Origin of the sequence: Maribacter sp. MAR_2009_72 (assembly GCF_007827235.1) — a bacterium.
Lineage (GTDB): Bacteria > Bacteroidota > Bacteroidia > Flavobacteriales > Flavobacteriaceae > Maribacter > Maribacter sedimenticola.
This window is the reverse complement of sequence record NZ_VISB01000001.1, coordinates 4,145,234-4,157,245: the sequence shown is the minus strand read 5'-3', so window position 1 is coordinate 4,157,245 and position 12,012 is coordinate 4,145,234. Positions and strand designations below refer to the sequence as shown.

General features: G+C 37.4%; 12 protein-coding genes. 6 read left to right on the top strand and 6 right to left on the bottom strand.

All coding sequences use genetic code 11. The annotated features are described in order from the left end of the window. Window positions 1–3: 3 nt before the first annotated feature. Both JM81_RS17545 and JM81_RS17540 read left to right on the top strand, forming a co-directional pair. A complete protein-coding gene (locus JM81_RS17545) occupies window positions 4–843 on the top strand; it encodes a phytoene/squalene synthase family protein (RefSeq protein ID WP_089262026.1) in 840 nt (279 codons plus the stop codon). After that, window positions 843–1,289: a sterol desaturase family protein gene (locus JM81_RS17540; RefSeq protein ID WP_089262028.1), complete on the top strand. Its 447-nt coding sequence runs from the start codon at window positions 843–845 to the stop codon at window positions 1,287–1,289. The genes JM81_RS17545 and JM81_RS17540 overlap by 1 nt, the downstream gene beginning before the upstream one ends. Window positions 1,290–1,314: 25 nt before the next feature. Here JM81_RS17540 and JM81_RS17535 read toward each other — a convergent pair whose 3' ends face one another. The 5 genes from JM81_RS17535 to JM81_RS17515 form a co-directional block, all read right to left on the bottom strand. Continuing rightward, window positions 1,315–1,869 carry a TlpA family protein disulfide reductase gene (locus tag JM81_RS17535; RefSeq protein ID WP_315897758.1) on the bottom strand — a complete coding sequence of 185 codons (555 nt, stop codon included), beginning with the start codon at window positions 1,867–1,869 and terminating at the stop codon, window positions 1,315–1,317. A gap of 76 nt (window positions 1,870–1,945) precedes the next feature. Beyond that, window positions 1,946–4,219, bottom strand: a complete 2,274-nt coding sequence (locus JM81_RS17530) for an aconitate hydratase (RefSeq protein WP_144805325.1) — start codon at window positions 4,217–4,219, stop codon at window positions 1,946–1,948. Window positions 4,220–4,399: 180 nt separating this feature from the next. Next, complete coding sequence (locus JM81_RS17525) at window positions 4,400–5,353, bottom strand: AAA family ATPase (RefSeq protein ID WP_144805323.1); 954 nt, start codon at window positions 5,351–5,353, stop codon at window positions 4,400–4,402. A 4-nt stretch (window positions 5,354–5,357) separates the two neighbouring features. Further along, complete coding sequence (locus JM81_RS17520; RefSeq protein ID WP_144805321.1) at window positions 5,358–6,788, bottom strand: peptidylprolyl isomerase; 1,431 nt, start codon at window positions 6,786–6,788, stop codon at window positions 5,358–5,360. A gap of 1 nt (window position 6,789) precedes the next feature. Continuing rightward, a complete protein-coding gene (locus JM81_RS17515; RefSeq protein ID WP_315897757.1) occupies window positions 6,790–7,662 on the bottom strand; it encodes a peptidyl-prolyl cis-trans isomerase in 873 nt (290 codons plus the stop codon). Between the two features lie 233 nt (window positions 7,663–7,895). On the opposite strand from JM81_RS17515, the gene JM81_RS17510 reads away from it, so the two are divergent. The 4 genes from JM81_RS17510 (at window position 7,896) to JM81_RS17495 (ending at window position 11,465) form a co-directional block, all read left to right on the top strand. After that, window positions 7,896–8,135, top strand: a complete 240-nt coding sequence (locus tag JM81_RS17510; RefSeq protein WP_089262038.1) for a hypothetical protein — start codon at window positions 7,896–7,898, stop codon at window positions 8,133–8,135. Window positions 8,136–8,147: 12 nt separating this feature from the next. Then, window positions 8,148–9,278 carry a class A beta-lactamase-related serine hydrolase gene (locus tag JM81_RS17505; RefSeq protein WP_261375136.1) on the top strand — a complete coding sequence of 377 codons (1,131 nt, stop codon included), beginning with the start codon at window positions 8,148–8,150 and terminating at the stop codon, window positions 9,276–9,278. Window positions 9,279–9,300: 22 nt separating this feature from the next. Next, window positions 9,301–10,041 (top strand): 23S rRNA pseudouridine(2604) synthase RluF, encoded by a 741-nt coding sequence (gene rluF, locus JM81_RS17500; protein ID WP_144805317.1) that lies wholly within the window; start codon window positions 9,301–9,303, stop codon window positions 10,039–10,041. 131 nt (window positions 10,042–10,172) lie between these two features. Next, a complete protein-coding gene (locus tag JM81_RS17495) occupies window positions 10,173–11,465 on the top strand; it encodes a carboxypeptidase-like regulatory domain-containing protein (protein ID WP_144805315.1) in 1,293 nt (430 codons plus the stop codon). A gap of 62 nt (window positions 11,466–11,527) precedes the next feature. Here JM81_RS17495 and JM81_RS17490 read toward each other — a convergent pair whose 3' ends face one another. Further along, window positions 11,528–12,004 (bottom strand): fasciclin domain-containing protein, encoded by a 477-nt coding sequence (locus JM81_RS17490; protein ID WP_261375164.1) that lies wholly within the window; start codon window positions 12,002–12,004, stop codon window positions 11,528–11,530. Window positions 12,005–12,012 lie beyond the last annotated feature (8 nt).

The following is a 12,012-nucleotide window of genomic DNA, read 5'->3' as shown; positions in this document are numbered from 1 at the left end:
TACATGAAAGGAACATTTGACCTTGTATCGTATGAATGTAGCAAAATCGTCACAAAACGATATAGCACTTCATTTGCCTTGGCTACCAAGATGCTTCATACATCTATCCGTGGCCATATTTATAACATTTATGGGTTTGTACGTTTTGCCGATGAAATCGTGGACACTTTTCACGATTATGACAAAGAGCTCTTATTTGATAAATTTGAACAAGATTTGGAAAATGCCCTGCAAGACAGAATAAGCCTTAATCCAATTTTAAATTCTTTTCAACATACCTATCATACGTATTCTATTCCAAAGCATTTGGTAGATTCATTCATGAAAAGCATGCGTATGGATTTGGTTAAGAATATATATCGTACAGATGCGGAGTACAAGGAATACATTTACGGCTCTGCAGATGTGGTTGGCCTAATGTGCTTAAAAGTATTCGTTAAAGGGGATGTAGACAGGTATGAAAGCTTAAAGGATTCCGCAATGGCATTGGGGTCTGCTTTTCAAAAAGTTAATTTTTTAAGAGACGTAAAGGCAGATTTTGAACAATTAAACCGTTCTTACTTTCCAAATACCAACTTAAGAGAGTTAGACGAACTTTCCAAAAAAAGGATTGTAGAAGAAATTAAAGCTGATTTTAGATTAGGTTATAGTGGAATTATCAACTTGCCCGCAGAAGCAAAATTTGGAGTTTATACGGCTTATAAATATTATTTCAAACTATTAAAAAAACTACAGAAAACCCCATCTTTAGAAATTAAAAATGCTCGAATAAGAGTACCCAACTATCAAAAATTTGGCCTTTTGGCAAGGTCGTATGTTAAATATAAAATGAATTTAGTCTAATGGACATAATTATTTGGATCTTACTATTTTTAGGAACTTTCTTGTTTATGGAATTTATGGCGTGGTTTACCCATAAATATATTATGCATGGCTTCCTATGGAGCCTACATAAAGATCACCATCATAAAGACCACGATTCATGGTTTGAGAGAAATGATGCTTTCTTTATTTTTTATGCAATTGTAAGTATGGCATTGTTCTACACTGGAGCTAATGGATCTTGGTACGGATACCCTACTGGATTTGGCATTTTAGCCTATGGCATTGCATATTTCTTGGTACATGACATATTTATACACCAACGTTTTAAATTGTTCAGGAATGCCAATAACTGGTACAGTAGAGGTGTAAGAAGGGCTCACAAGATGCATCATAAACATTTAGGAAAAGGTGATGGTGAATGCTTTGGAATGCTATTTGTTCCCTTTAAATATTTTAAAAAGTAATAGTTACGTACATCCTAGTAGATAACTATTCCGTAAGAAGTTGATCAAATAACCGATCTACCTTGTCATTGTCCCAATCAGCGATCGCGTTTTGGTGAATCACTATGGAGCCCTTTTTATCTATTACATATGAACCCGGAGGTTTTAATAAGGATATGGGACTTGGCTCACCAATGATTTGATAGGTTACAGGAAAAGTATAGCCCTCTTTTTCCATAAAAAGCTCTACAGGCGCTCTTTCCTCATTGGTAATTACATAGAATTTAATACGGTCCCCATAGGTATCAAAAAGATATTGAACGTCTTTTAATTGCGCTTGGGACGGCATATGCCAAGAAGTCCAAAAAGTAATGAATACAACGCTACCCTTTGCTTCTTGAAAATTGAATATATTCCAATTACTATCCTTTAAATTCCAATCATAATCCGCAATTCTACCTCTTTTTTCCGCTTTTATAATTGTTGGGGAAGTAGCAAAAATTCTATTCAACTGTATTTTGCTAAAATCACCTAAAGGCGTTACAAAAAAAGAAAGCACAAAGGCAATGATCAATAAGGTAAAAACAGTTTGTCTTTTCATTAAAATTAGATAGGACCCAAAACTAAAAAACTCCTGAATATTATCAGGAGTTTTCTGTGTTTATTTTAAACGATGTTTATGCAGCGTTTTCTTTCTTAATAACATTTAACGCCGATCCTTCCCTATACCATCTAATTTGAGCATCGTTATAGGTGTGGTTTGCCTTGATCACATCTTTACTGCCATCTGCATGAACAACTTCAATGGTCAATTGTTTATCGGGGGCAAATTCCGCAATATCAAGGAAATTAAAGGTATCGTCTTCCTGAATCAGGTCATAATCGTTTTCATTTGCAAAGGTAAGCCCTAACATTCCCTGTTTTTTAAGGTTAGTTTCGTGAATACGGGCAAAAGATTTTACGAGTACGGCGGCAACACCTAAATGACGTGGCTCCATGGCTGCATGCTCACGAGATGAACCTTCACCATAGTTATGATCACCTACAACAATACTTCTTACCCCTGCCGCTTTATATGCACGTGCCGTATCCGGTACACCGCCATATTCACCGGTAAGTTGGTTTTTTACCATATTGGTCTTATGACCAAATGCATTTACCGCACCGATTAAACAGTTATTAGAAATGTTGTCCAAATGACCACGGAAACGCAACCAAGGTCCAGCCATGGAAATGTGGTCGGTTGTACATTTACCATATGCCTTTATCAACAATTTTGCGCCCATTAGGCTTTCATCCTTAATTGGGGTAAAGGGTTCCAATAATTGTAATCTTTCAGAATCTGGAGCAACCTTTACCACAACCCCGGAACCATCCTCATCTGGCGCTAAGTAACCTGCATCCTCAACTTCAAAACCTTTTGGAGGCAATTCCCATCCTGTTGGTTCATCGAACATAACTTCTTCTCCTTTTTCGTTGATCAACTTATCCGTCATAGGATTAAAATCCAATCGACCGGAAATGGCAATGGCCGCAGTTATTTCCGGAGATGCAACAAATGCGTGGGTATTTGGATTACCGTCCGCACGTTTTGCAAAGTTTCTATTGAATGAGTGGACTATACTGTTTTTAGGAGCATTTTTAGGATCACTATAACGAGCCCATTGTCCTATACAAGGCCCACAGGCATTTGTAAATATCTTAGCATCCAATTTCTCGAATATGCCTAATATACCATCACGGTCCGCTGTATAACGAACTTGCTCGGAACCAGGGTTAATTCCTAGTTCAGCCTTCATTTTCAATCCTTTATCTATTGCCTGTTGGGCTATTGATGATGCCCTGGACAGATCTTCATATGAAGAATTGGTACAAGAACCGATCAATCCCCATTCAACCGCCAATGGCCAATCATGCTCCGTAGCCTTTTTGGTCATATCACTACCCACTTTAGTAGAAAGGTCTGGAGTAAAAGGACCGTTCAACAATGGGGTTAACGCAGTTAGATCAATCTCAATAACCTCATCAAAATACTGCTCTGGATTAGCGTAAACCTCTGCGTCCGCAGTAAGATGTTCTTTTACTTTATTGGCTGCGTCTGCAATATCTGCCCTATCGGTAGCCCTTAAATAACGCTCCATAGATTCATCATAGCCAAACGTTGAGGTGGTTGCCCCAATTTCCGCACCCATGTTACAAATAGTTCCTTTACCGGTACAAGACAATGATTTGGCACCTGGGCCAAAATATTCAACTATCGCGCCTGTTCCACCCTTTACGGTCAAAATTTCGGCAACTTTTAAAATTACATCCTTTGGTGCGGTCCAACCAGAAATAGTTCCTGTCAACTTAACACCAATTAATTTTGGAAATTTAAGTTCCCAAGCCATACCTGCCATTACATCAACGGCATCTGCACCACCAACACCTATGGCTACCATACCTAAACCACCTGCGTTTACGGTATGAGAATCCGTACCTATCATCATTCCACCCGGAAATGCGTAATTCTCCAATACCACTTGGTGAATAATACCCGCTCCCGGCTTCCAGAAACCAATTCCATATTTATTGGAGACCGATTCTAGAAAATCAAAAACCTCTGCACTGGTAGAATTTGCAGATTTCAAATCTGCGGTAGCACCACTTTTAGCCTGTATCAAGTGATCACAGTGTACCGTAGTTGGTACCGCAACCTTGGGCTTGCCAGCTTGCATAAACTGCAATAGGGCCATTTGTGCCGTTGCATCTTGGCAAGCAATACGATCTGGAGCAAAATCAACATAATCCTTACCTCTGGTAAATGCCTTGGTAGGCGTACCGTCCCATAAGTGGGAGTACAAAATTTTCTCAGAAAGAGTAAGAGGTTTCCCTACAATATTCCTCGCTTCATCAACACGTTTAGCCATATTGGCATAAACCTCTTTTATCATATCAATATCAAATGCCATTCTTTAAGTTATTTTAAGTTAACGCAATTCGGTAAATTTAAGAAAATCTATAACGCAATTAAAATTAATTAAGTATGATTGATCGCTTTTTCACAAATGGATACGTATAATGAATCTAATTTTACGCATTAAGATTAAAATGACTCAAAAAAAGACGCAAACGATTTAGAAAAAAATGGATTACAACAATTTATCAATAATATCTTCCTCTGAGATACCCTCGGCTTCCGCCTTGTAGTTTTTAATGATCCTATGGCGCAAAATTCCTTTTACCACAACATGTACATCCTCAATATCAGGTGAAAATTTGCCATTGATAGCAGCATTGGCCTTTGCGCCCAAAATAAGGTTTTGCGAAGCCCTTGGCCCAGCACCCCAATCCAAATACTGTTTTACATATTCTGTAGCCGATGGTAAATTGGGCCGTGTACTATTTACCAATTTTACCGCGTACTCCACCACATTATCAGCAACAGGAATTCTTCTTATCAATTCTTGGATTGCGATAATTTCACTGGCCTTGAACAAAGGGTTGATTACTTGTTTACGGTCTGCAGTCGTATTTTTGACAACCAAGATTTCTTCCTCTACCGTAGGATACTTTAATTCTATTGCAAACATAAAACGGTCTAACTGCGCTTCCGGTAACGGATAAGTACCTTCCTGCTCAATTGGATTCTGGGTAGCCAAAACAAAGTAGGGCAATTCTAGTTTATGCTGGTGTCCGGCAATGGTTACAGCCCTTTCCTGCATAGCTTCCAAAAGTGCAGCTTGGGTTTTAGGCGGTGTTCTATTGATTTCGTCCGCCAAGATAATATTAGAAAAAATAGGCCCTTTAATAAATTTAAAATTCCTGTTCTGATCTAAAACCTCGCTTCCAAGAATATCACTTGGCATTAAATCCGGCGTAAATTGTATTCTTTTAAAATTTAATCCCAAGGCTTGGGCAATGGTGTTTACCATTAGGGTTTTAGCCAACCCTGGCACACCTATCAACAATGAATGGCCGCCAGTATAAATAGACAAAAGAATTTGCTCTATAACTTCATCTTGACCTACAATTATCTTGGCTATTTCCTTTTTTAAAGCAGCATGTTTTTCAACAAGTAGCTCTATAGCGGCAACGTCTGACATATATTTATTCCTTTATCCAGTTGTTAGCGAATTCACAATCCTTATTGTCATCGTTTACACTTATATAGGTATCCTTTATATGCTCGTCCATCCATTTTTTAATGGCATTGTATTTCTTTTCAGTAAGCGCAAGCTCCTGAATTTTGGTATAGTCCTTGGCAAAATCCGCAACATGTTCATCAAACCTATTGGTAATCTTCAATATTTTATATTTAGGTGCCCCACCTCTAGGATCTTGCTCCAACACAGGGTGTGTTATTTCGTTATCCTTTAACCCTTGTACCTGATTGTATAATGTAGGATCCATTTTGGTCAACTCAAAACGCGAACTAAAATCCTGTGGATTTCTCAGAAGTCCGCCGTCAAATTTCGTTTCCTTTTCATCGGAAAAATTAAGTGCGGCTTCTGCAAAGGTAAATTCATTATTAATGATTTTTTGACGGATACTATCCAATTCTTGCTTTGCCTCTTCTAAAACATCCTGTGAAATTTCAGGTTGAATCAAGATATGCCTAAGGTCCAATTCCTGTCCCCTTATTTTTTCTATATATATTATATGATAACCAAAAATCGTTTCAAATGGTTCTGAAACCTCTCCTTCCTTTAAGCTGAACGCTACATCCTTAAAAGTCTTATCAAAACCGGTATCCTTGGTTATACTATAAAAACCTCCTTTAGATTTGGAACCTGGGTCTTGGGAATATAAAATTGCCTTTACGCTAAAGCTGGCATCATTATCTTCCACATCTGCCTTGATCTGGTTTAATTTATCGATCACTTTTTGTTTCTCCTCCTCAGATGGCTCCGGCTCCTTTGTAATCTGTGCAATCTCTAGTTCGGCACCAAATACAGGTCGTTCATCTACAGGAATCTTATTAAAGAACTGACGTACCTCTTCTGGCGTAATTTCAATTTCCTTTATGATATCTTGCTGCATGCGTTCAGAAAGCATACGCAATTTGTTGATCTTATATAACTCTTCCCTAAAACTGGCCTCGTCCTCTTTTTTATAATATTTCAAGACTTTTTCCATTGAGCCAATCTGTTGAACCAAAGATTGTAATTGACGGTCACCGGTTGCATTGACTTCATCATCAGAAACCAAGATACTATCCTGAACCGCTTGGTTTGCGTATAACCTATCCTCCATCAATTTGCCCAAAAGACTACAATGAGAAATATCCTCTGCGGATGCACCCTGACTTTTAAGGTCTATCAATGTTTTCTCAATGTCAGAATCCAATATTACATAATCCCCTACTACGGCCGCAATACCATCTAACTTAACACGTTTAAAGTTATTGGAAGAATCCTTACGGACATTTGTAGCTTCCGCAACAGCCTCCATTTGTTCCATCTGGCCTTCTGCTTGTGTAGGTATGGAATCCTGCGCATTGGCAACACCTGCAATAAGCGCCAACGCACAAAAAAACATACTATTCCTTAATTTCAAACACTTCAAATTCTTTATCCTTGATTGCTTCATCTAATAATTCAGTTTCTAATTTACGCAGGTAGTTCATTTTTCTGCGACTTAATAAAACTTGCTCTATGGTAGGCCTAATAAATGACAAAGGAGCTATATCGTTAATATCCTTTATCTCTTCAATTTTACCCAAATATACCCCGATCGAATCCTCTAATTCAAAAAATTGTGAATTTTTTAAGTACTTATCGGCATTATCTGCGGTAATTGGAGGTATTTCCTCGAAAATTCTGGTATAGCGCACCCAAATAGAATCGTTAAAATTCAACTTATTGAATTGCACCCCTATAGAATCCAAATAACGAATATCCTCTACCTTAAATCTTTTTAATCTTTTAGAAACTTCATCCTTATCCAAAAAGCTTTTTGGCAAGGCAACAAACCTAATCCTTGCAATTCTCTCCTTTAGTTTAAAGTTTTCCTTTCCCTGTTCGTAAAAATCCGCCAATTGAGCATCGGTAATTACCGAGTCCGTTGCCCTTGACATTAAAGCCTCTTTATAAGCCCTAGTGTAAAGGTCCGTACGGTAATCATCTACCAGAACGTTATATTGCGCCAATTTTTCCTCGGATAAATTAATCTTTGCCTTGGATAGCAATAATTGTTTGGAAGCCCAATTATTGATGTAGTTAGAAACAAATGATGCACTATCGCCCTTACTCATATTTTCAGTAATCAACGCCTTTATATCCTCTTCATACAAGAAAGACGCTCCCACTCTGGCAATGGGCTTTTTATCCTCCTCACTTTTAAACAGATCAGTACATGAAAAAATGACCAATGAAAACAGCCCCATACATATAATAGGGTATACATTTTTCATTTTCATTTTTGTTTTAGAAGAAAACATCGAGCAAAAATAGCAATTACACTCTCGTGTGCAAATGCAAAATGATTTACTTAACACATTTTTTAAAAGTGAACAGTTTATCAATTATCTTATTATCAATTAAAAACAACCTACTAAAACAATTAAGCCTCTTTAATAAAGGAAGGGGTTTACAAATGAATTTTAGGTAAATTTGCGATGATATATACCGTATTAAAAATTATTTTTTGAGCAGAAAAATTAAGTTGATTTGGGATTTTAGAGGTCCGGCCGCATTAAAGACCGCAGAACATCATGTTAAGCATTTAAAGGAATTCATTGCAATTGAAGGTACTGCATTGAATATTACAGGACATCAACAGATTAACGATATGTTCAGCATAGCGTTCATGGTGGTAGAAGAGCATGAAATGATTTCCGTTAGAGACACCTTAAAACCACATCGTGGTGAAGTATACGAACCTTAATTAATAATTCAGTTGAGAATCTGCATCTTATTCTTATGGGCTTTCCTAATTTGGTCATGTACCAAAGATCACGCAGCTACTGACCCTTTGGAAAAAGCATTGGCCTCTGACCACCCAAAAATTAGACGGGTCATGGATAGTGTTGATCGCTATGAGGTGCAGATAAAATACACCCAAATAGACCGATTAAAAGATAGCATTATTTTTACGGATTTTGATTTTCAAGTACATGATAGTGTATATTTTTATCCGGCTAGCACCGTAAAACTACCAATTGCGGTTTTGGCCTTGAAAAAACTTCACCAAACGGACAGCTTAAATGTATTGACCAAATATTATGTTGAGGGCGATACCATAGAAAGCACGGTTGCCCAGGATATTTCAGCAATTTTTGCCGTAAGCGATAATTTGGCCAACAACCGTTTGTTTGAACTGCTTGGCCAAAATGCAATTAATTCCTCCTTAAGCCAAAAGAATATAGGACCCGTGCGTATTTCGCATAGATTAGGGTACCATTCAGAAGATCTACGAACAAAACCCTTGGTCGTTTATTTAAATGACTCAACAACCGGTATGACGGTACCCTCTTACAACACCAACCCTGAACCGTTGAAACTTCAAAACATCAAAAAAGGAATTGGCTACATGGCCAATGGTAAGCAAATAGACGAGCCTTTTGATTTCAGTTTAAAAAATTATTTGCCAATTTCTTCGCTGCATTCAATTTTAAAACGAATCATATTTCCTGAACAATTTGACCCCAAAGAGCAATTTCATATCAGTGAACAACAACGTGAACTTTTATTGAACGCAATGTCTACCGTGCCCAGAAAGGTTGGCTATGACCAAAACACCTTTCATGACGGGTATTGCAAATTCTTTATGTATGGTGATAGCGATGAAGAAATTCCTACATCCTTAAATATATATAATAAAGTAGGCTTTGCTTATGGCACTGTGACAGATTGTGCCTATATTAAAGATACTGCCAATAATGTAGAATTTTTATTGACCGCTACACTTTTGGTTAATGAGGATGGCATATTTAATAACGACCATTATGAGTTTAATGAAATTGGCATACCCTTTCTAGCACAATTAGGTCGTGAAATTTATGACCTTGAGCTAAAAAGAAAACAATAGTTACAATCTAGAATGAGAATACATGCAAGATAACGGCAATAAAACAAGAATCAACAAATACTTAAGTGAAGCAGGTTATTGTTCACGTAGGGCCGCAGACAAATTAATAGACCAAGGCAGGGTTACCATCAATGGAAAAATTCCTGAAATGGGCACCAAAATTGGCCCGGATGACGTGGTTAAGGTTGACGGTGAACTTATTAAAGAACCTAAAGGAAAAAATGTTTATTTGGCATTTAACAAACCTGTTGGCATTGTCTGTACAACAGATACCGGAGTAGAAAAGGATAATATCATTGATTTTATCAATTACCCCAAACGAATATTCCCTATCGGTAGACTGGATAAACCTAGTGAGGGACTTATATTTCTTACGGATGACGGCGATATTGTCAATAAGATACTACGTGCACGAAACAATCATGAAAAGGAATATTTAGTTACTGTGGACAAACCCATCACAAAGGATTTTTTGGTCAAAATGCGCAAGGGAATTCCAATCTTGGATACCGTTACCAGGGAATGTGAGGTATTTGAAGTTAGCACTTATCAATTTCGTATTATTCTTACCCAAGGCCTTAATAGACAAATTAGGAGAATGTGCGAATACCTAGACTATAGGGTTAAAAAATTAAAGCGCATACGAATAATGAATGTACATTTGGACGTGCCCGTGGGCAAATGGAGAGACATTACGGAAGAAGAATTAAATGAAATCAATAGACTGGTCAGCACTTCTTCAAAAACCTTTGACGGACAGTAATTATAAAACCGACCGAAAAACTAGTCCATCTTCTTAAAACTGCAACAAAAGCGTGTTAAATAAGTATGCTATTTCACTGAAAAACATTATCTTATATAAAAATTACACTTAATTTTAAAGCACCATATATCATGTTTATTTCAAGAAAATTGGGCCATATTTTAGTTTGGATACTACTGGTGGCCACAGGCACTAATTATTTACAGGCACAGACAGTTAATTTTACCGAATATACGGGTGAAGTTCTGGATGCCAATACTAACAAGGCCCTGGTCTTTGCCACCTTAAGTATTGGAGGTACAAATGTGAGTACTATAACCAATTCTGAAGGTGAGTTTGCACTTAAGGTTCCTAAGGAATTTGAGGATGATAATTTAATCGTCGCTTTTTTGGGTTACAAGACCAAAGAGTTTCCTATAGCGCAGTTAGAGACCAAAAAGAATAAAATTCTTATGGAGGAGTTTGCCATGGCACTTTCAGAAGCTCGCATAGATGCTCCAAATGATGCAGAATCCTTAGTAAAAGAAGTATTGGACAAAAAAGGCACGAACTACCTTAACGAAAATACGGTCATGACAGCATTTTATAGGGAAACAATTAAAAAAAGAAGAACAAACGTTAGTTTATCCGAAGCCGTTGTCAATATATACAAAGCACCTTACTCCTCTAACAAAAAAGATGCGCTGGAACTTTACAAAGCCAGAAAAAGCACCGACTATAGTAAACTGGATACTGTAGCCTTAAAACTGCAGGGCGGCCCTTTCAATACCTTGTTCGTTGATATGGTCAAATACCCAGATTATATATTTACGCCAGAAACATTGTCCTATTATGAATTCTCCTTTAATACTTCCACTAGGGTAAACGACCAACTTATCTATGTTATAGATTTTAAACAAAAGGAAGAAATCTTGGACCCACTTTATACGGGCAAACTGTACATAGATGCTGAAAATAAAATTTTGACTAGTGCCATTTACTCACTAAACATTACCGATAAAAGGTTGGCCTCACAGATGTTCGTACGCAGAAAGCCCAAAAATGCAGAGGTATGGCCTACGGATGTTTCCTATAGGGTAGATTATAGGGAAAAGAACGGCAAGTGGTACTATGGCTATAGTAACGTACTGTTAGAATTTAAGGTCAATTGGGACAAGCGCTTGTTCAACTCCGTTTACAGTATGAGCTGTGAAATGGCTATAACGGATTGGGAAGAAAATCTGGAGAACACAATACCAAAGACCAAGGATAGAATAAAATCATCTATAATTTTAAGCGATGAAGCCATAGGTTTTGCCGACCCAAATTTTTGGGGAGAATACAATATTATAGAACCGGAAAAATCTATTGAATCGGCCATAAAAAAAATACAAAGACAATTAAAAAGGGATAAGTCCAACTTAGAAAGCGCCTCAAAACCTTGAATGGAATAAATAAAAAGCCCCATCTGAATTCAGATGGGGCTTTTTAATTTTAAATACTTGAATTATTTAGGCATAACTACAGTATCAATAGCATGTATAACACCATTGCTTGCCGCTACATCTGCCATAATAACAGTTGCCATATTACCATTCGCATCTTTCAACATCACCTTATCACCACTCAAACTAAGGGTAATTGACCCCCCTTGTACTGTTTTTACGGAAAAAGCACCATTATTACCTTTAATAGCATTAATTACATCGCCAGCCATATAGTTACCGGCAACCACGTGATAAGTTAAAATTCCGGTTAATGCATCCTTACTTTCCGGTTTTAACAAATTGTCGACTGTACCCGTTGGCAATGCATCAAAAGCACTGTTGACCGGTGCAAATACGGTAAAGGGTCCTTCACTATTTAGCGTTTCCACCAAATCTGCAGCTTTAACCGCCGCAACCAATGTTGTAAAATTTTCATTACCCGCTGCTACTCCAACTATCGTTTTAGACTGTGCATAAGAAGTAGAAATGAATAACATTAACGCAC

Excerpts from the sequence above, each read along its gene's own strand:
- JM81_RS17545 (WP_089262026.1), top strand. The coding sequence starts at position 4 with ATGAAAGGAACATTTGACCTTGTATCGTATGAATGTAGCAAAATCGTC.
- JM81_RS17540 (WP_089262028.1), top strand. The coding sequence starts at position 843 with ATGGACATAATTATTTGGATCTTACTATTTTTAGGAACTTTCTTGTTT.
- JM81_RS17535 (WP_315897758.1), bottom strand. The coding sequence starts at position 1,869 with ATGAAAAGACAAACTGTTTTTACCTTATTGATCATTGCCTTTGTGCTT.
- JM81_RS17530 (WP_144805325.1), bottom strand. The coding sequence starts at position 4,219 with ATGGCATTTGATATTGATATGATAAAAGAGGTTTATGCCAATATGGCT.
- JM81_RS17525 (WP_144805323.1), bottom strand. The coding sequence starts at position 5,353 with ATGTCAGACGTTGCCGCTATAGAGCTACTTGTTGAAAAACATGCTGCT.
- JM81_RS17520 (WP_144805321.1), bottom strand. The coding sequence starts at position 6,788 with ATGTTTTTTTGTGCGTTGGCGCTTATTGCAGGTGTTGCCAATGCGCAG.
- JM81_RS17515 (WP_315897757.1), bottom strand. The coding sequence starts at position 7,662 with ATGAAAAATGTATACCCTATTATATGTATGGGGCTGTTTTCATTGGTC.
- rluF (WP_144805317.1), top strand. The coding sequence starts at position 9,301 with ATGCAAGATAACGGCAATAAAACAAGAATCAACAAATACTTAAGTGAA.
- JM81_RS17495 (WP_144805315.1), top strand. The coding sequence starts at position 10,173 with ATGTTTATTTCAAGAAAATTGGGCCATATTTTAGTTTGGATACTACTG.
- JM81_RS17490 (WP_261375164.1), bottom strand. The coding sequence starts at position 12,004 with ATGTTATTCATTTCTACTTCTTATGCACAGTCTAAAACGATAGTTGGA.